This is a genomic window from Ectobacillus sp. OTK (assembly GCF_059698935.1).
In genome coordinates, this window is record NZ_AP048547.1 from 688933 (window position 1) to 707870 (window position 18938).

The window sequence follows — 18938 nt, forward strand, 5'->3', positions numbered from 1 at the left end:
AAAAAACATGTTTACAAAATAGAACATGTTTGGTATATTAATAAAGTCGCTTTTGAGCGGCGGACAAGTTCTTTGAAAACTGAACAAAACACAAAACGTCAATGTTTTATTTAAGAAGCTAGACAAACACTTTTATGGAGAGTTTGATCCTGGCTCAGGATGAACGCTGGCGGCGTGCCTAATACATGCAAGTCGAGCGAGGTTCTTCGGAACCTAGCGGCGGACGGGTGAGTAACACGTGGGTAACCTGCCTGTAAGACTGGGATAACTTCGGGAAACCGAAGCTAATACCGGATACTTTTTCGCATCGCATGATGTGAAATGGAAAGGCGGCCTTTGGCTGTCACTTGCAGATGGACCCGCGGCGCATTAGCTAGTTGGTGAGGTAACGGCTCACCAAGGCGACGATGCGTAGCCGACCTGAGAGGGTGATCGGCCACACTGGGACTGAGACACGGCCCAGACTCCTACGGGAGGCAGCAGTAGGGAATCTTCGGCAATGGGCGAAAGCCTGACCGAGCAACGCCGCGTGAGCGATGAAGGCCTTCGGGTCGTAAAGCTCTGTTGTTAAGGAAGAACAAGTGCGAGAGTAACTGCTCGTACCTTGACGGTACTTAACGAGAAAGCCACGGCTAACTACGTGCCAGCAGCCGCGGTAATACGTAGGTGGCGAGCGTTATCCGGAATTATTGGGCGTAAAGCGCGCGCAGGCGGTTTCTTAAGTCTGATGTGAAAGCCCACGGCTCAACCGTGGAGGGTCATTGGAAACTGGGAAACTTGAGTGCAGAAGAGGAAAGCGGAATTCCACGTGTAGCGGTGAAATGCGTAGAGATGTGGAGGAACACCAGTGGCGAAGGCGGCTTTCTGGTCTGTAACTGACGCTGAGGCGCGAAAGCGTGGGGAGCAAACAGGATTAGATACCCTGGTAGTCCACGCCGTAAACGATGAGTGCTAAGTGTTAGAGGGTTTCCGCCCTTTAGTGCTGAAGTTAACGCATTAAGCACTCCGCCTGGGGAGTACGGTCGCAAGACTGAAACTCAAAGGAATTGACGGGGGCCCGCACAAGCGGTGGAGCATGTGGTTTAATTCGAAGCAACGCGAAGAACCTTACCAGGTCTTGACATCCTCTGACAACCCTAGAGATAGGGCTTCCCCTTCGGGGGCAGAGTGACAGGTGGTGCATGGTTGTCGTCAGCTCGTGTCGTGAGATGTTGGGTTAAGTCCCGCAACGAGCGCAACCCTTGATCTTAGTTGCCAGCATTTAGTTGGGCACTCTAAGGTGACTGCCGGTGACAAACCGGAGGAAGGTGGGGATGACGTCAAATCATCATGCCCCTTATGACCTGGGCTACACACGTGCTACAATGGACGGTACAAAGAGTCGCAAGACCGCGAGGTGGAGCTAATCTCATAAAACCGTTCTCAGTTCGGATTGCAGGCTGCAACTCGCCTGCATGAAGCTGGAATCGCTAGTAATCGCGGATCAGCATGCCGCGGTGAATACGTTCCCGGGCCTTGTACACACCGCCCGTCACACCACGAGAGTTTGTAACACCCGAAGTCGGTGGGGTAACCCTTACGGGAGCCAGCCGCCTAAGGTGGGACAGATGATTGGGGTGAAGTCGTAACAAGGTAGCCGTATCGGAAGGTGCGGCTGGATCACCTCCTTTCTATGGAGACTTTCACGAATGCAGTTCGTGATAAGTAAAAGACGTTTTAGATGTTTTGTTCAGTTTTGAAGGAACTATCCTTCAAATGATGTTCTTTGAAAACTAGATAACAAATACTGTGCTATAGTAAAAACAAAGTGTAAACTTTTTAATGATTAAGTTAGAAAGGGCGCACGGTGGATGCCTTGGCACTAGGAGCCGATGAAGGACGGGACTAACACCGATATGCTTCGGGGAGCTGTAAGTAAGCTTTGATCCGGAGATTTCCGAATGGGGAAACCCACCATCCGTAATGGGATGGTATCTTCACCTGAATCCATAGGGTGTTGATGGCATACCCGGGGAACTGAAACATCTAAGTACCCGGAGGAAGAGAAAGCAAACGCGATTTCCTAAGTAGCGGCGAGCGAAACGGAAGATAGCCCAAACCAAGAGGCTTGCCTCTTGGGGTTGTAGGACGCTCTATATGGAGTTACAAAGGAACGGGGTAGATGAAACGGTCTGGAAAGGCCTGTCATAGAAGGTAACAACCCTGTAGTCGAAACTTCGTTCCCTCTTGAGCGGATCCTGAGTACGGCGGAACACGTGAAATTCCGTCGGAATCCGGGAGGACCATCTCCCAAGGCTAAATACTCCCTAGTGACCGATAGTGAACCAGTACCGTGAGGGAAAGGTGAAAAGCACCCCGGAAGGGGAGTGAAAGAGATCCTGAAACCGTGTGCCTACAAGTAGTCAGAGCCCGTTCATGGGTGATGGCGTGCCTTTTGTAGAATGAACCGGCGAGTTACGATCCCGTGCAAGGTTAAGCTGAAAGAGCGGAGCCGCAGCGAAAGCGAGTCTGAATAGGGCGCCGTAGTACGTGGTCGTAGACCCGAAACCGGGTGATCTACCCATGTCCAGGGTGAAGGTAGGGTAACACCTACTGGAGGCCCGAACCCACGCACGTTGAAAAGTGCGGGGATGAGGTGTGGGTAGCGGAGAAATTCCAATCGAACCCGGAGATAGCTGGTTCTCCCCGAAATAGCTTTAGGGCTAGCCTCAAGTGTGAGAGTCTTGGAGGTAGAGCACTGATTGGACTAGGGGCCCCCATCGGGTTACCGAATTCAGTCAAACTCCGAATGCCAATGACTTATCCTTGGGAGTCAGACTGCGAGTGATAAGATCCGTAGTCAAAAGGGAAACAGCCCAGACCGCCAGCTAAGGTCCCAAAATGTATGTTAAGTGGAAAAGGATGTGGAGTTGCTTAGACAACTAGGATGTTGGCTTAGAAGCAGCCACCATTTAAAGAGTGCGTAATAGCTCACTAGTCGAGTGACTCTGCGCCGAAAATGTACCGGGGCTAAACATACTACCGAAGCTGCGGATTGATACCTTTTGGTATCAGTGGTAGGGGAGCGTTCTAAGGGCGGTGAAGCCAGATCGGAAGGACTGGTGGAGCGCTTAGAAGTGAGAATGCCGGTATGAGTAGCGAAAGATAGGTGAGAATCCTATCCACCGAATGCCTAAGGTTTCCTGAGGAAGGCTCGTCCGCTCAGGGTTAGTCGGGACCTAAGCCGAGGCCGAAAGGCGTAGGCGATGGACAACAGGTTGATATTCCTGTACCACCTCTTTACCGTTTGAGCGATGGAGGGACGCAGAAAGATAGGGGATGCATGCCGCTGGTTGTGCATGTCTAAGCAGTTAGGCTGGTAAGCAGGCAAATCCGCTTACCGTAAAGGCTGAGCTGTGATGGGGAAGCCCTTTATGGGCGAACTCCCTGATTCTACGCTGCCAAGAAAAGCTTCTAGCGATGGTATTTGGTGCCCGTACCGCAAACCGACACAGGTAGGCGAGGAGAGAATCCTAAGGTGAGCGAGAGAACTCTGGTTAAGGAACTCGGCAAAATGACCCCGTAACTTCGGGAGAAGGGGTGCTCTTCGTAAGGAGAGCCGCAGTGAATAGGCCCAAGCGACTGTTTAGCAAAAACACAGGTCTCTGCGAAGCCGCAAGGCGAAGTATAGGGGCTGACACCTGCCCGGTGCTGGAAGGTTAAGAGGAGAGGTTAGCTCTAGGCGAAGCTTTGAATCGAAGCCCCAGTAAACGGCGGCCGTAACTATAACGGTCCTAAGGTAGCGAAATTCCTTGTCGGGTAAGTTCCGACCCGCACGAAAGGTGTAACGACTTGGGCACTGTCTCAACCAGAGACTCGGTGAAATTATAGTACCTGTGAAGATGCAGGTTACCCGCGACAGGACGGAAAGACCCCGTGGAGCTTTACTGTAGCCTGATATTGAATTTTGGTACAGCTTGTACAGAATAGGCGGGAGCCTGGGAAGCCGGAGCGCCAGCTTCGGTGGAGGCGCCTGTGGGATACCGCTCTGGCTGTATTGAAGTTCTAACCCGCGCCCCTCATCGGGGCGGGAGACAGTGTCAGGTGGGCAGTTTGACTGGGGCGGTCGCCTCCTAAAGTGTAACGGAGGCGCCCAAAGGTTCCCTCAGAATGGTTGGAAATCATTCGAAGAGTGTAAAGGCATAAGGGAGCTTGACTGCGAGACCTACAAGTCGAGCAGGGACGAAAGTCGGGCTTAGTGATCCGGTGGTTCCGCATGGAAGGGCCATCGCTCAACGGATAAAAGCTACCCCGGGGATAACAGGCTTATCTCCCCCAAGAGTCCACATCGACGGGGAGGTTTGGCACCTCGATGTCGGCTCATCGCATCCTGGGGCTGTAGTCGGTCCCAAGGGTTGGGCTGTTCGCCCATTAAAGCGGTACGCGAGCTGGGTTCAGAACGTCGTGAGACAGTTCGGTCCCTATCCGTCGCGGGCGCAGGAAATTTGAGAGGAGCTGTCCTTAGTACGAGAGGACCGGGATGGACGCACCGCTGGTGTACCAGTTGTTCTGCCAAGGGCATCGCTGGGTAGCTATGTGCGGACGGGATAAGTGCTGAAAGCATCTAAGCATGAAGCCCCCCTCAAGATGAGATTTCCCATAGCGTCAAGCTAGTAAGATCCCTGAAAGATGATCAGGTTGATAGGTCTGAGGTGTAAGCGTGGCGACACGTGCAGCTGACAGATACTAATCGATCGAGGGCTTAATCATAATTACACAGCACAGCGTGTTATCTAGTTTTGAGGGAATATCCTTCAAACCAAATAGGTCTAGTGATGATGGCGAAGAGGCCACACCCGTTCCCATACCGAACACGGAAGTTAAGCTCTTCAGCGCCGATGGTAGTTGGGGGTTTCCCCCTGTGAGAGTAGGACGTCGCTAGGCAAACAAAAATCCCTTCTGCATTTGCAGAAGGGATTTTTTATATTAAGTTAATAAAATCAGAATACGTGAATAATAGGAGTACTATTTGACCATCCTGTATGATAGATGATTTGTACAGGAGGTTGGTTGGGATATGGAGAGACAAGGGTTTTTGTCTGCAGGTTTAGTTTTCGGGCTGGGGTTATTTGCTGTTGTAGGGCTTTCTGTTATCGTCTTGATCAAGGTTATGGTAACAGTAGTGAAATTATTTATGACTCTCACTACATTAACGGTTTTGTAAATGAAGTAGATGTAATAGAGCGCTGTGTACACAAGAAGACGTGTAGCACAGCGCTCTGTTTCTGTTTTCGCAGCATATGATACTGAAAGCTGAAAGTTTTTTTGTTAAGCTGCATTTTTAATTTTTACTCAAAACAAAGCGACTGAATTCAGCTGTTTTATTTTTTAATTCAACTTCATCACTTATTAGTTGAATAGGGATACATGTATTCTCTTTTATTAATACTCCCTCTTGTTTCCTTTTTTCACGAATTCCCAATCGCCCTCAATGTTTTTTCTAACTCTTTGCAGAAGATTAAAGATTGTTTCTGTTTCTTCCGGGGAAAAACCAGATAATGCAACCTTATTGGAATGTTCTCCCTCTCTTCTTAAAAAAGGATAAACTTTTTCCCCTTTTTCAGTTGGAAACAGTTTTTTATTTTTTTGATTATCATCATCAATTTTCTTTTCAATAAAACCTTGCATCTCAAGTTTTTGTATTGCACGGGCTGCTGTTGTGCGGTCAACCTTTATCATTTCTGCTAACCGTTCCTGGATAATTCCCGGATTCTCACATATTCGTACAAGGTACAAATACTGTCCCTTTGTAAGGTCGAATTCTTTAAACTCTATATTGCTTATGGAGTCTAAAGCCCGAGCTATCGTTCCAATTTCACGGAGAATTTCTTTCATTTACAAAACTCCTTAATAAGATAATTTTGTTGCATTTACAACAAAAATGATCTGTTTTATACTATGTAAAAAGCTATACATGAATTATGCCTGGTTTCATAAAATAAATCTAGAAAAGAGTTGAAGATCATTGGATTTAAAAAGAATCACACTGGATAAAGATTTAAAAAAAGCTTTTCATATTAGAAAAGAAGTATTCGTTAAAGAACAAGGTGTACCATTGGAAGATGAGTTTGATGAATTTGATATATTGAACGGGTTCTCTGAACATATTTTGGTTTATTATCATGAACAGCCTGTCGGAACGGGCCGCATAAGATGGGTTGATGGCTTAGGTAAATTAGAGAGAATCTGCATCTTAGAGCCTTACCGTAAATTTGGTCTCGGGAAAGTAATTATTAAAGCATTAGAAGAAATTGCCGAAGAGCAAGGGGCATCCCAAGTCAAATTACATGGACAAACGCAGGCAGAGGGTTTTTACAAAAAACTTGGCTATCAGACTTCATCAAGTGTATTTATGGAAGATGGTATTCCGCATATTTTAATGACCAAAACATTGTCTACTAAATCGTGATGAAAAGAATGCACAAAACAAGATACCTTCCTGAAAATGGCGATCATATTCAATGGACCAATTGGTATTGGAACTTTATTAACTGTTTGTTTAGGAGGCCCAATTCTCAGTTGTTTTATGCTATATACTGAAAGAGTATTGCACAACCTAATGGTGAAAAGATCCAATACATCAATCGATAGTTATCCAGATAAAAACCATTCTGTATAGGGTTGTTTTTAGTTTGTATGCCTAAAACGGCCATTTTTTGTTAAAGTAAGTAAAGCACTTTCTTGTACTCAAAAAATAAGGGAAATGTATAAGTGAAAATATAACCAAAATTTAACATAGTTTCGAAAGAAGTCCTCTTCTTCAAGGGAGTAAAGGGCGAAGCACATCGAGCAGGGGGGATGAATTTCGTTCAGGTATAGCCTGAAGAGTTTGAGTGAAAGAGGTATTTGCAGCAAATCAAACACATTGTCCTAGGGGATAATGACAATTTTGAATCTTGTTAAATAAAACCGTAGAGACTAAATACGTTAAAGAGGCACAGAAGCAGCATCCCAGCTAAATATGTAAAAGTAAATGATTTATCATCATATGTATTGAAAAAGTTAAAGTCCGTTTTGGCTTTAACTTTTTCTTATTCACTCAATTATAACGCAGAGGAGTGAGGAAAGAAGTTTGAAAAAAGATGCCGCATTGATTTGCGCCATTTTTCTTGGATCCTTAAGAAGGACTTCTAAAATAATGATTATTTAACAACACATCCTAAAACATCAACAGCGATTTTCTCGTATACAGCATTTGTCCAGCCAAACCCTTCTTGTAAGGGGTATCTACCAGGAGTATTAAGATTAAAATCAACAACATTATATTTTTCATAGAGCTTTCCATACTTTAAAAACATTTGGGTACACAAATCGATCCATCGTTTTGCGATTTCAATACCTTCTTTTTTATATCCATAATTCAATAGTCCTTTTATCACAATCCATTGCAGCGGTGCCCATCCGTTCGGATAGTCCCATTGAAAGCCTGTTTTTATTGTTGTAGTGACCATTCCGCCTGGTTGCAAAAACATAGGTATACTACTTTGTATTCTCGCTGCCTGCTGAGGCGAGGCTAAACCTGCCCACAAAGGATAGAATGTAGCTAAAGAATAATATTTATATTCCTTTTTGATTTGAAAATTAAAATCAAAGTACATTCCATATTTTTCATTCCATAAATACTTATTCATTAAGTTTCTACGGATTTCAGCTCGTTGTTTCCAATAATTCACTTCTTCTGGAAGTTCTAATATTTCGGCAAAGGCAGCAAAATCGATTTCATATTTATACAACAAAGAGTTTAAGTCTACCGGTATAAAATATCCACATTCCCCTTTAAATCGGCCCGTATAATCCCAACCAGATTCTGCTTCAACACGTTCTTGCCAAAACGCTGGAGGAATATAAATCTTATCAAAATGCAGATATGCTTCTCCAGGAACTCTCAACATTCCCTCTAAATGATCAAAGTATTTATTCAAGCCTATTCTTTCGTGATAATGTGTTTTTGAATTCATCCAAACTTCATGATACTCGATTTTGGCTGTGTGATACGCACTTTTCAGCCAATCTTTATCATCATTCCACACTTCTTTTATCATGGATGTAAGAAAAGGAGGCTGTGAACGGCTTAAATGAGCTAATTGGGAGCTGTTTGGGATAATGCCGAAGGTTTTCATTTCATATAGAAAATTATTTACGATTTCCCGACAAAGTGTATCAAGCTTAGAAATTTTTAAGCCCAATATCATGAAGTAGCTATCCCAATAAAAAAGCTGCTGGAATACACCCCCGGGAACTACATAAGGATGCGGGAGATAAAAAAGTTGATTCCTGCTATATGGTGGACTTTGTTTAATAAGTGATTTCCAAAATTGGTGAATGTAGGTAATTACTTGTTCAACTTTCTTATCTTGGCATTGAACCTGAATCTGAGGTATTTCAAAGTCCAATGATTCCACCCCTTATAAAGGTTATCGATAATTATTTATATGGGGTGGGAGATTTATATATAACTGACTGTACTTGATTACATATTGTCTATTTATGAACCATTAGCTATCTTGTTTTTCTTTTATGTACCCAATTTTTTATAGCAAGAATGACCGGCAGGGATAGAAGAATGAGGAGAAGAAGCCGTTCCGGAGTCCTCATGTTTTGAATAATATCCAACTCGTTTGCTAATGCGGTATGAATGTTAAAACCAAGTAAGAGATCTATGGATGTAGACAAGGCAAATAATAAACAAGCAATGAAAGCAGTTACAACTATTAACTTCATTAATTGCGCCTCCTATTATGGTACATACTAGGTAGTCTTACTATTCTCTTCGTTTTTCTCGTTATGTAGTACAAATGCATAAATAGCTAATACATGTAAAAAAATAGAAAATAAAAAAGGCGGTCATCCCCAATGTTATCTTGGTATAGAAAATATATAAAGAAAGGCAGAAAACATAAACAAGAGCAAAGTGAATTAAGCCAGCAGCAAAATAAAGAAGCAGATAATTCTAATACCATATACTTCTTAGAGCATGATTTAAACTCAAATATCAATATGCTTAAGGATAAGACGGGAAACAGTTCAGATGTTGTTATCCGTGAACTTACAATTGGTTCAAATCTCCAGTTAAAAGCGGCCGTCATCTATATTGACGGACTGGTGGATAATAAAGTAATGGATGAGTTTGTAGTGGAAGCGCTGCTGACAGATTCGACTATTCAAAATAGTCTCTTGGATCAAGAGTTGCCTAAGTTCATTGAAAACAATGTTATTGCACTTAGTGGAATGAAAATTATTACTGCTGTAAATGAACTATTTGATTCATTAGCATCGGGAGAAACTATTATTTTAATCGAAGGTTGTGCCCATGCCATAAGCGGAAGTGCTAAAGGAGGAGAACAAAGGTCCATTGAGGAACCTCAAACACAGCCGGTCATCAGGGGGCCGAAGGACGGCTTTACTGAATCGATCCGAACAAATACATCCCTCATTAGACGCCGCATTAAAAATTTAAATTTATGGCTTGAGACGATGAGAATCGGTGACATTACCCGTACAGATGTGGGAATTATGTATATAAAAGGTATTGCTAATGATGAAATCGTTGAAGAGGTTAGAAAGAGATTAAAAAAAATTAAGACAGACAGCATTCTTGAATCTGGTTATATTGAACAATTAATTGAAGATCAGACGGCTACAACGTTTCCTACCGTGTATCATACCGAAAGACCGGATGTTGTCGCTGCCAATCTGCTTGAAGGAAGAATTGCGATATTGGTTGATCAAACGCCATTTGTGTTAATTGTCCCTGCTTTATTCATACAGTTTTTTCAATCTCCTGAAGATTACTATGAACGTTTTGACATTAGTACTGCATTGCGTTCTTTAAGAGTTCTTATTTTTTTGATTTCACTTGTTGCTCCATCAACGTATATTGCTGCTACAACCTTCCATCAGGAGATGATCCCTACCCAATTAGCATTTGCGATTGCTGCCCAGCGGGAAGCTGTACCATTCCCAGCCTTTATTGAGGCATTGATAATGGAAGTAACATTTGAAATTTTGCGTGAGGCAGGGATCAGGATGCCAAGGGCGATTGGAACCACCGTATCAATTGTGGGTGCTCTCGTGATTGGACAGGCTGCTGTTCAGGCAGGTCTTATTTCGCCAGCGATGGTAATAGTTGTATCTATTACTGCGATTGCTAGCTTTGCGACACCTACGTTTGCCATTGCCATTTCTGCGCGTTTAGTTCGTTTTGCACTCATGGTAGTTGCTGCTACATTTGGTTTTTACGGTATTATGTTAGGATTAATTATTCTAGCAATTCATCTTTGCAGTATTCGCTCATTTGGTGTTCCTTACATGTATCCATTTGCACCTTCTGCTTTAGATGATCTTGGTGATTCTCTGTTTCGTGTACCATTATGGGCAACTGGAAAAAGACCAAAGTTTATAGCTCAACATAATGTAGAGCGCCAGGGAGAAAATCAGAGACCAGAACCACCTAAAAAGCAACGTAATGAAAAAGGTGAACGTAATGAGATATAAATGGCTGTTTTCATTGGTACTATTGATCAGCATTACTTTTCTCGCTGGCTGCTGGAGCAGAAAGGAAATGACAGATCTGGCATTTGTGACAGGAATAGGAATTGATAAAGCTAAAAACGAATACCGTCTTACCTTACAAGTTGTTAATCCAGGAAACTTCGCTGGTGCGCAACAATTCGGGAGCGGTGGTTCTGGCCCTCCCATTGCTGTTTTTAGCGCGACAGGACAAAACATTCTTGAAGCCAGCCGCAAGAATACTCTCAGCATGTCTCGAAAATTATATTATGCCCACACCAATTTACTTGTCATTGGAGAGGACTTGGCTAGAGAAAAGGGCATTTATGACATATTGGATGCTATTGAAAGAGATATTGAATTTAGGACTACGGCGACTGTAGTGATTGCAAAAGATACAACAGCACAAAACATAATAAAAACTCTTACTCCTGTAGATAAAATTCCGGCAACACGCTTGATCAAAGTTCTACAGAACACGGAGGAGTCCTTAGGCAAGAATATTAATGTTGATATTGATGAGGTTATAGGCGGACTTGTATCTACAGGAAAAGAACCAATTATTAGCGGATTCTCCGTAATAGGAAATAAGCAGCTTGCAGATAAGCAAGAAAGTCTAAAAGCATCTAAGCCTGGAGCTCTTTTAACGGCAGATAGTATGGGTATCATTAGAAATGGAAAATTAATACATTGGATTTCTAGGGAAACTGCACGAGGAGTCTTGTGGATTCAAGGCAAGGTTAAGGGTTCTGCTGTTAGCATTGACTGGCAAGGAAAAAAAGTAGCAGTCGGTATTGAAGCTATGCGTGAAAAAACAAGTATAAAGGCAAATATAAAAAGAGGAAATCCCTCTATTTCTGTTCATCTTAATGTAGAGGGGAATGTAGGAGAAACGGATTTCCCAATTGATTTAAAAAATCCAAATGAAATTGAAAAAATGGAGAAGTTGTGGGAGAAAGAAGTTGAAAAAGAAGTTATAAAGGCGATAAAAATGGCACAACAACAAAAAAGTGATATTTTTGGATTTGGTGAAATTATTCATGATTCTTATCCTAGTTTATGGAAAAAGCTAGAATCTAATTGGGATAAAATGGACTTTCCTGAGTTAGCGGTAGATGTGAGTGTAAAAGCGTCCATTCGCCATACAGGCTTACGAAACAAATCTTTTCTCACGAAGATAAAAAAATAAGAAAGGGAGATGAGAACTAGTGGGAAAAGAACAAATAAACATACGCCAATTGTTTATCCTTGTCCTCTTTTTTGAACTTGGAAGCGCTCTTGTTGTAGGTCTTGGAGGAGGAGCTAAACAGGATGCATGGCTTGCAGTGTTAGTTGCTATGATAGGAGGAATAATTTTATTTCTTATTTATCACCGACTATACCAGTATTATCCTAATGTCCCCTTAACAGAGTATTTAGAGTTAATTTTAGGAAAAATTTTAGGACGTTTAATAGCCTTACTTTATATCCTGTATTTTTTGTACATTTCAGCCAGAGTTCTTCGTGATTTTGGAGAATTTTTAGGGACAATTGCTTATATCGAAACCCCTACTTTATTCATTAATACACTGATGATAGTTACAATCGCTTATGCAGCTTATAAAGGGTTTGAAGTTATAGCAAGAACAGGAGAACTGTTTTTTGTTGTGCTTTACTCTCTCGCTATAGCAGGAGTTATACTGATTTCTGTGGCTGGCCTGATTGATGTAAAAAATGTAAAACCTGTTCTTGAACAGGGATGGAGACCCATATTTAAAGAAGTTTTTACTTCCACTCTTTATTTTCCATTTGGGGAAATGGTCGTTTTTTTGATGCTTCTGCCACATTTAAACAAACCAAAAAAGGCTAAAAGAACAGTAATATTTGCTATGTTGTTGAGTGGTATAAATTTAGCCATTACAATGGCTGTAAATGTTGCTGTACTTGGTCCAGATACATTTGAGCGTGCTACATTTCCCTTGCTGACAACGATTCAAAGGATAAGAGTGGCTAATTTTTTAGAAAGACTAGATGTTTTTTTTATGATAACGCTTATTTTGGGTGGATACTTTAAAATTTCACTCTTTTTTTATAGTGCATTAATTGGCACAGCTAAGCTATTTCACATAAAAGATTACAGGAAACTCATTTATCCGTTGGGATTGGTTACCTTGTTATTATCCTTAACAATAGCTAGTAACTATACTGAACATATTAAGGAAGGTGTAGAGGTTGTTACAGTGTATTTGCATTTGCCTTTGCAGGTGATTATTCCTATTTTTCTGCTTATCATTGCTTCATTAAGGTCCAGAAGGCAAAAAAAGCTGCACTCTCCTACCACTTAGCTACGCTTTCTCTAAAGGGATTTCCTTCGGTAGAGAGTGGGATTCTGATTCCTAAGAGCAATGAAAGAGAGAGATATTAATATAAGCAAACTAACTAAGGTTCTGGCTCAAGGGTAATTCATTCGAAACATGGACTAATAACATTTGTTAACCTTAAGATTAGGCAGATGATTTGATCGTAATCGCATTTTGGATAAATTCTAATCCTGCGAGGGGACTTTCTCCACAGCCTGAAAAACCTTCTGCATTTACAGAAGGCTTTTATTTTGTATAGACTATGTTCATTTTTATAGGCAGTAACTTATTTTAGAGACTGTCCGAAGCTTCCTTCAAATATGGATTCCTCCAAAGGACGGCGAGGAGATGGCTGTTCACGCTGCTGAAGGGTTTCAGGCAGAGCTTCCTTTTCGCCTTGATAACCGATGGCAACTAGTGCATTGATTGCATAATCATCTGGGATTTGAAGAACCTCACGCGCTTTTTCAAAATCAATTCCTGTCATTGGATGGGTGATGAGCCCTTTATGGACTGCTTCTAAGGCTAAGCTGCCCCATGCTGCACCTGTATCGAAGGCGTGAGAACGATTTTCTCCATTTTCTGAATTCACCTTTGAGATAATAAGAGCAAAGGCAGGCGCATTTTTGCACCATGTTAAATTAAATTCGCCAATGAAGGAATGAAATCGCTCACGCGCTTCTTGTGATCGAGCAATAATAAATCTCCAAGGCTGCAGGTTAAAGGCGGATGGTGCCCAACGTGCTGCTTCAAATAAGCTAAGCAATACTTCCTCTGGAACCGGTTTGTTTGAAAATGAACGCGGGGACCAGCGATTTAGAAAAACTGGGTCAATTTCATACGTAGGTTGACGGAATTGTGCGACGTTAGATTGTACCCTTGAAGATGTCATAATAATTACCTCCTAATTATTTAGTTCCTATTTATTTTATAGTAACTATTGTTTATCTTCAAATAATATGAATGAAAGTGCTGCAGAAATTTTTAGCTGGGAGATTTAAGGAAACCCGATGTACTTTAAAAAAGGGATGGCAGAACCTGCAGGATATCATAAAAAAGCCTTGCATGGGTGAACATGTAAGGCTTTTTAGATCGAGCATGTATAACAATAGGTCTTGATTGCTTGGGCAAAGCTAGTTGATGAGGCCTGCTCGCAGATCCCTTACGCTTCTAAGTTGATTAGAGAATAATAAAAAGGCTTCCTTGTCCTTCCTATCCAGGGCTTCATCTACTTTAAAACGTAAATAATTGATACGTAAATCCAAATCAGAGACAGCGCAAATAGTTCCCTTCATATACAGGTGTTCAATGTCCTCTAAAAACATAAAAATGCTATGTTCATCGTTAATACTGATAAGGGAATACCAGCCCATTCCATCAACATATCTTTTCTCATCTTCAATGGTTAAGATATCACCTTCAGCGAAATAAATAGGATGTCGCTCTGGGCAACTGCAATTTAGTTCATATTCAAATGGCTTCAAGATTACAAAGTTGCTGTTCATTGTATTTCCTCCTTTATAGACTTATGATCTTTAGGATCCTTTCTCCAAAAAGGAAACATTTTGGGTGGGAATGTATACTTGTAATTGATAGTTATTATCATTTATAGCTATCATTTTAATTGATATTGATTATCACTGTCAACTGATTGCGTATGTAATATATATTTTTGGGGGTATATTTTTCTTTAACAAAATTTTTCCGAATATAGTTGACTATTGAGGGGATTTGATAGATGAAGAAGAAATGTTAGGGAAATGGGAGCTGCTTGAAGAAGGCTTTCCTGAATTAGATATGTAAAAATGAGCTCATGTTATAAGCTGTTATGATGCATTGTGCCTTGCGTACAGAGTTTCTTTGTACGCAAGGCTTTTTGTTTTGTGCTTCAAAACTATGTTAAAATAGATTACGAGAATGAGCAAAGACGGATTGTGCCGCTTTTGTTTGAGTAAGGAGAATGCCGCCTTCTAAGTATATGTCATTTATGGATAGGGAGAGGAAATGTTGAAGCTAAGAAAACTGAAACTGCAGCATCGAATTACCTTGTTTATTATTATTCTTATTATTTTAATTGTTTCACAAATAAGCTTTCTATTTTACTATGTACTATCTGGCACGGTAGAGAATCAGTTAGGAAAACGTGCACTGCATGTTGCGAAAACGGTAGCAGCTATGCCGGAAGTTAAAGCCGCTTTTCATACGGAAAACCCGGCAAGTATCATTCAGCCGATTGCGGAACGTGTACGAATGGAAACGGATGCTGAATTTATCGTAGTCGGAAATGCACAGGGAGTACGGTATTCGCATCCAAATCCACAGCGGATTGGCAAGAAAATGGTAGGCGGAGATAATGATGAAGCGCTCGTAGATGGGAAAGCCTATATATCAAAGGCGGTTGGTACGCTTGGATTATCCTTGCGCGGTAAAGCTCCAATTTGGGATGAAAAAGGGAACATCATTGGGATTGTCTCAGTTGGATTTCTTATGGAGGATATTAATCAAATTGTAGGCGAGTACGATCATACGATTTTTGGGATAGCCCTTTCTGGAGCAGTCATTGGGATGATTGGCTCTGTTTATCTTGCACGCAGCATTAAAAATTTAATGTTTGGTCTGGAGCCTGAGGAAATTGCATCCTTGTATGAAGAGAGGAGTGCCTTAATTCAATCGGTTCGAGAAGGTATTATGATGATTGATAAGCAAGGAAATATCAGTCTTTTGAATCAAGCTGCATATGAGATCCTTCTTATTCGTCAGGAACAAAATGTAATTGGAAGGCCTGTCCTAGAGATTGTTCCCAATACATCCATTTTAGAGGTTCTTCGTAATGGAGAAGAGCAGCTGGATCGACAGTTAAAGCTAAAAGGGCGAACCATTATTGCAAATCGTTTGCCTGTTAAAATTGGAAATGAAGTAATAGGTGTTGTTTCGAGCTTTCGTCTCAAATCCGAGATCGATCAACTAACAGAGGAGCTTTCGCAAGTTAAGCGCTATACAGAGGCTCTCCGTGCTCAAACGCATGAATTTAATAATCTTTTGTACACGCTTTCGGGATTAATTCAGCTAGAATCCTATGAGGAAGCGCTTGAGCTTGTGCATAAGGAAACAGCGGTTCATCAGGATTTTGTGCAGTTTATTATGAGCAGGCTGAAGGATCCAAGGCTCGGTGGAATTTTAATCGGTTTCTATAACCGTGCAAGAGAATTAAAAATTGATTTTGTACTCGACCGGGAAAGCAGTCTGGAAAGATTAGCTGATCATATTGATAGCAGCTATTTTATTTCTATTCTTGGAAACCTAATTACGAATGCTTTTGAATCTGTTGAGAGAAATATAGGTAAAGAAAAACAGGTTCGGTTATTTGTAACAGATATTGGTGATGATTTGCTTCTTGAGGTTGAAGATTCGGGTCCAGGTGTAGATGACACCTTAATTCCATATATTTTTAAACGTGGTTTTTCTACAAAGGATGGGGGAAACCGCGGATATGGCTTGGCAAGAGTGAAGGAATTGGTGGATGAAATGCATGGAAGCATTGCAATTGAAAAGGGAGATTGGGATGGTGCACTGTTTATTGTAGCAATCCCGAAGGAAAGGTGTGAAGAGAATGTCTCAGCCTATTGAGGTGTTGATTGTCGAGGATGATGTTCGAATTGCGGAAATTCATCGCCGCTTTACTGAAAAAATCGGAGGGTTTACTGTCGTTGGAACAGCAACGAACGGTGAGCAGGCAAAGGAATGGATTGAGCTTGTACAGCCGCAGCTTATCCTGCTTGATGTTTATTTGCCTGATATAAGGGGAATTGATCTTGTGCCGTTTATCCGCTCAAATGCTCAGGATGCTGATATTATTATGATTACAGCTGCCTCGGAGGTGGATGTTGTGCGTAATGCGCTGCGAGGAGGAGTATTTGATTATATTGTTAAACCGTTAACATTTGATCGGTTTAAAAGGAGTTTGGAACACTATAGGAGCAAGATGCAGCAGCTTGAGCAGCAGGAACAGCTATCTCCTGATCAAATTGAAAGCTTGTGGAATACGGGTACACCTAATGCGCCGATTTATACTGCGGATACTTCGCCAAAGGGAATCGATCCTTTAACACTAGAGAAGATTTTAAAGTGTGTTTCAGCAATAGGAGAGGAGGGAATTACAGCAGAGCTTCTTAGCCAGGAGTCGGGAGTGAGCCGTTCTACCGCAAGACGCTATTTGGAGTACTTGATTTCACAGCGGAAGATTTATGCAGAGCTCATTTATGGACATGTTGGCCGTCCTGAGCGCAGGTATTTTCGGGTATAGCTATCGTGACTTTTATGAACAAAATTACCTTTATGAGGTTTATCCACAATATTGACAAAAGTTTAAATACGACTAAATTTTCTGATAAATTAAAGACAGCGCTTTCAAGCTGTCTTTTTTTATTAGATTCATATCATTCCAAGGGGGTTATGAAATGAGAAAAATGGCGACTGTGTTTCTTTCTGGTGTGCTGGCATTGAGTCTGGCGGCCTGTGGGGGAGCGAAGGAACAAACTGCATCAAAAAATGAAAGGGCTTCCAAATATCCGGAGAAGCCGATTACAATGGTTGCTCCATCGGGGGCAGGCGGCGGATGGGATAAAACGGCTCGTTCTATTACCAAGGTTTTAGCAGAAACGAAGCTGGTGGACCAGACGATGACGGTGGAGAATAAACCAGGCGGCGGCGGTACCGTGTTCCTTGCGGAGTACGCAACGCAGGATAAAAAGAATTCATACAAGCTTTTTGTAAGTTCGCCTCCTCTCTTAATTAATCATGATAAAAAAGAAGGAAACAGTCCTTATGGATATGGAGATACAACACCTTTAGCGCAGCTAACGACGGACTACGGAGCGATTGTAGTAAAAGCAGATTCTCCGTATAAAGATTTAAAATCCGTGCTAGAAGCAATTAAAGCAAATCCTGCAAAGATTACAGTAGCGGGAGGCTCAGCTCCAGGATCTATGGACCACCTTGTTGCAATCCTGCCAGCTTATAAGTACGGTATTGATCCAAAGTCCGTGAAGTATGTTTCATATGACGGCGGCGGGGAAGCGATGGCAGCATTGCTTGGCGGAAATGCTGATGTAATTGCAACGGATGCATCAAGTGTAGGCGAGTATTTGAAGGCAGGAAAAATTAGAGTACTAGCCATTAGCGCAAAGGAGCGTTTAGGCGGAGATTTAAAGGATGTACCAACATTTAAAGAGCAAGGTGCAGATGCTGATTTTACGATTTGGCGCGGTGTATTCGGCCCGAAGGAAATGACAGCAGATGCAAAGCAATACTGGGAGGAGAAGCTAAAGGCCTTGTCTGAGCATGAAGCTTGGAAGAAGGAGCTGCAAGCAAACGGATGGGAAAGCGAATATAAAAATGCTGCCGATTTTAAAAAGTTTCTCGGTCAACAAGATAAGGTTGTAAAAGAACTATTATCTGCACTTGGTATGGCGAAATAGAGAGAAGGATAGAGGGGAGAAGATTGACTTCTCCCTTTTCCAGGAAATAAGAAAGTGTTCATTTTCAGGGCGGACCGTGTCCGTTTTTCTTACTAAATGGAGGTGAATTATGAATCGGTTGTTTGATCGTTACGCAAGCTTGGCGTTTTTCATTCTTGGAGCTGCATTTGTGTTTGAAAGCCGAAAAATTTCAGAAAGTGCATACGGAAGCAATGTAGGTCCGGATATTTTTCCGATGTTTTTAGGATGTGCACTTATTCTTCTTAGCCTGCGCTTGTTTTATGAAACATTTCAGTATTATGGCTCTGAACGGAAAAAGCAATCATTAGATTATAAGAAATTTTTCATCATATTAATCTCAGCTATTCTGTACGGATTGTGTTTGGAGACGGTAGGATACGTAATTGCAACCTTTGTGTTCTTAGTGGTTGGGTTTCAAGTAATGGAACGAGGAGGCTGGTGGAAAACACTATTGATTTCAGCTGCATTTTCTGGCGGCGTATATTATGTATTCGTAGAAGTGCTGCAAGGAACATTGCCGGGCTTTCCAGTTTGGCTGAACTAAGGAGGTGTA

The 18938-nt window shown here is 41.8% G+C and carries 14 protein-coding genes and 3 rRNA genes; 12 read left to right on the forward strand and 5 right to left on the reverse strand.

What is annotated here, in order from left to right; genetic code table 11:
• The first annotated feature begins 131 nt into the window (after positions 1-131).
• The 4 genes from AC6HZ4_RS03540 to AC6HZ4_RS03555 all read left to right on the forward strand — a co-directional run bounded on the left by AC6HZ4_RS03540 (position 132) and on the right by AC6HZ4_RS03555 (position 5203).
• Positions 132-1670 (forward strand): 16S ribosomal RNA (locus AC6HZ4_RS03540).
• Between the two features lie 153 nt (positions 1671-1823).
• Positions 1824-4749: ribosomal RNA gene (locus tag AC6HZ4_RS03545) — 23S ribosomal RNA — on the forward strand.
• A 58-nt stretch (positions 4750-4807) separates the two neighbouring features.
• Positions 4808-4923 (forward strand): 5S ribosomal RNA (rrf, locus tag AC6HZ4_RS03550).
• The 16S, 23S and 5S rRNA genes sit together here, the layout of an rRNA operon.
• 133 nt (positions 4924-5056) lie before the next feature.
• On the forward strand, positions 5057-5203 hold the full coding sequence (locus tag AC6HZ4_RS03555; protein WP_497493669.1) for a hypothetical protein: 147 nt from the start codon (positions 5057-5059) through the stop codon (positions 5201-5203).
• Positions 5204-5421: 218 nt separating this feature from the next.
• On the opposite strand, the gene AC6HZ4_RS03560 is transcribed toward AC6HZ4_RS03555, so the two are convergent.
• Positions 5422-5874 carry a MarR family winged helix-turn-helix transcriptional regulator gene (locus tag AC6HZ4_RS03560; RefSeq protein ID WP_497493670.1) on the reverse strand — a complete coding sequence of 151 codons (453 nt, stop codon included), beginning with the start codon at positions 5872-5874 and terminating at the stop codon, positions 5422-5424.
• Between the two features lie 130 nt (positions 5875-6004).
• Between AC6HZ4_RS03560 and AC6HZ4_RS03565 the strand changes: the two genes are divergently transcribed.
• Positions 6005-6448 carry a GNAT family N-acetyltransferase gene (locus tag AC6HZ4_RS03565; RefSeq protein WP_497493671.1) on the forward strand — a complete coding sequence of 148 codons (444 nt, stop codon included), beginning with the start codon at positions 6005-6007 and terminating at the stop codon, positions 6446-6448.
• A 733-nt stretch (positions 6449-7181) separates the two neighbouring features.
• On the opposite strand, the gene AC6HZ4_RS03570 is transcribed toward AC6HZ4_RS03565, so the two are convergent.
• Positions 7182-8441, reverse strand: coding sequence for a trehalase family glycosidase (locus tag AC6HZ4_RS03570; protein WP_497493672.1), 1260 nt, complete (start codon positions 8439-8441; stop codon positions 7182-7184).
• Positions 8442-8538: 97 nt separating this feature from the next.
• Positions 8539-8760, reverse strand: coding sequence for a YczF family membrane protein (locus AC6HZ4_RS03575; RefSeq protein WP_497493673.1), 222 nt, complete (start codon positions 8758-8760; stop codon positions 8539-8541).
• Positions 8761-8892: 132 nt separating this feature from the next.
• Between AC6HZ4_RS03575 and AC6HZ4_RS03580 the strand changes: the two genes are divergently transcribed.
• The 3 genes from AC6HZ4_RS03580 to AC6HZ4_RS03590 are packed head-to-tail and all read left to right on the forward strand — an operon-like array spanning position 8893 to position 12872.
• Positions 8893-10533 (forward strand): spore germination protein, encoded by a 1641-nt coding sequence (locus AC6HZ4_RS03580; RefSeq protein ID WP_497493674.1) that lies wholly within the window; start codon positions 8893-8895, stop codon positions 10531-10533.
• Positions 10523-11737 (forward strand): Ger(x)C family spore germination protein, encoded by a 1215-nt coding sequence (locus AC6HZ4_RS03585; RefSeq protein ID WP_497493675.1) that lies wholly within the window; start codon positions 10523-10525, stop codon positions 11735-11737. The genes AC6HZ4_RS03580 and AC6HZ4_RS03585 overlap by 11 nt, the downstream gene beginning before the upstream one ends.
• 19 nt (positions 11738-11756) lie before the next feature.
• Positions 11757-12872 (forward strand): GerAB/ArcD/ProY family transporter, encoded by a 1116-nt coding sequence (locus AC6HZ4_RS03590; RefSeq protein WP_497493676.1) that lies wholly within the window; start codon positions 11757-11759, stop codon positions 12870-12872.
• Between the two features lie 301 nt (positions 12873-13173).
• Here the strand turns inward: AC6HZ4_RS03590 and AC6HZ4_RS03595 are convergent, their stop codons facing one another.
• Positions 13174-13779, reverse strand: a complete 606-nt coding sequence (locus AC6HZ4_RS03595) for a nitroreductase family protein (RefSeq protein WP_497493677.1) — start codon at positions 13777-13779, stop codon at positions 13174-13176.
• Between the two features lie 241 nt (positions 13780-14020).
• The gene (locus tag AC6HZ4_RS03600) at positions 14021-14392 is read right to left on the reverse strand and encodes an IDEAL domain-containing protein (protein WP_497493678.1); all 372 of its coding nucleotides are present in this window, start codon (positions 14390-14392) and stop codon (positions 14021-14023) included.
• 502 nt (positions 14393-14894) lie between these two features.
• Between AC6HZ4_RS03600 and AC6HZ4_RS03605 the strand changes: the two genes are divergently transcribed.
• The 4 genes from AC6HZ4_RS03605 (at position 14895) to AC6HZ4_RS03620 (ending at position 18929) form a co-directional block, all read left to right on the forward strand.
• The gene (locus tag AC6HZ4_RS03605) at positions 14895-16514 is read left to right on the forward strand and encodes an ATP-binding protein (RefSeq protein WP_497495586.1); all 1620 of its coding nucleotides are present in this window, start codon (positions 14895-14897) and stop codon (positions 16512-16514) included.
• Positions 16498-17190 (forward strand): response regulator, encoded by a 693-nt coding sequence (locus tag AC6HZ4_RS03610; protein WP_497493679.1) that lies wholly within the window; start codon positions 16498-16500, stop codon positions 17188-17190. The genes AC6HZ4_RS03605 and AC6HZ4_RS03610 overlap by 17 nt, the downstream gene beginning before the upstream one ends.
• Before the next feature lie 154 nt (positions 17191-17344).
• A complete protein-coding gene (locus AC6HZ4_RS03615; protein WP_497493680.1) occupies positions 17345-18364 on the forward strand; it encodes a Bug family tripartite tricarboxylate transporter substrate binding protein in 1020 nt (339 codons plus the stop codon).
• Positions 18365-18473: 109 nt separating this feature from the next.
• Positions 18474-18929: a tripartite tricarboxylate transporter TctB family protein gene (locus AC6HZ4_RS03620; protein ID WP_497493681.1), complete on the forward strand. Its 456-nt coding sequence runs from the start codon at positions 18474-18476 to the stop codon at positions 18927-18929.
• Positions 18930-18938 lie beyond the last annotated feature (9 nt).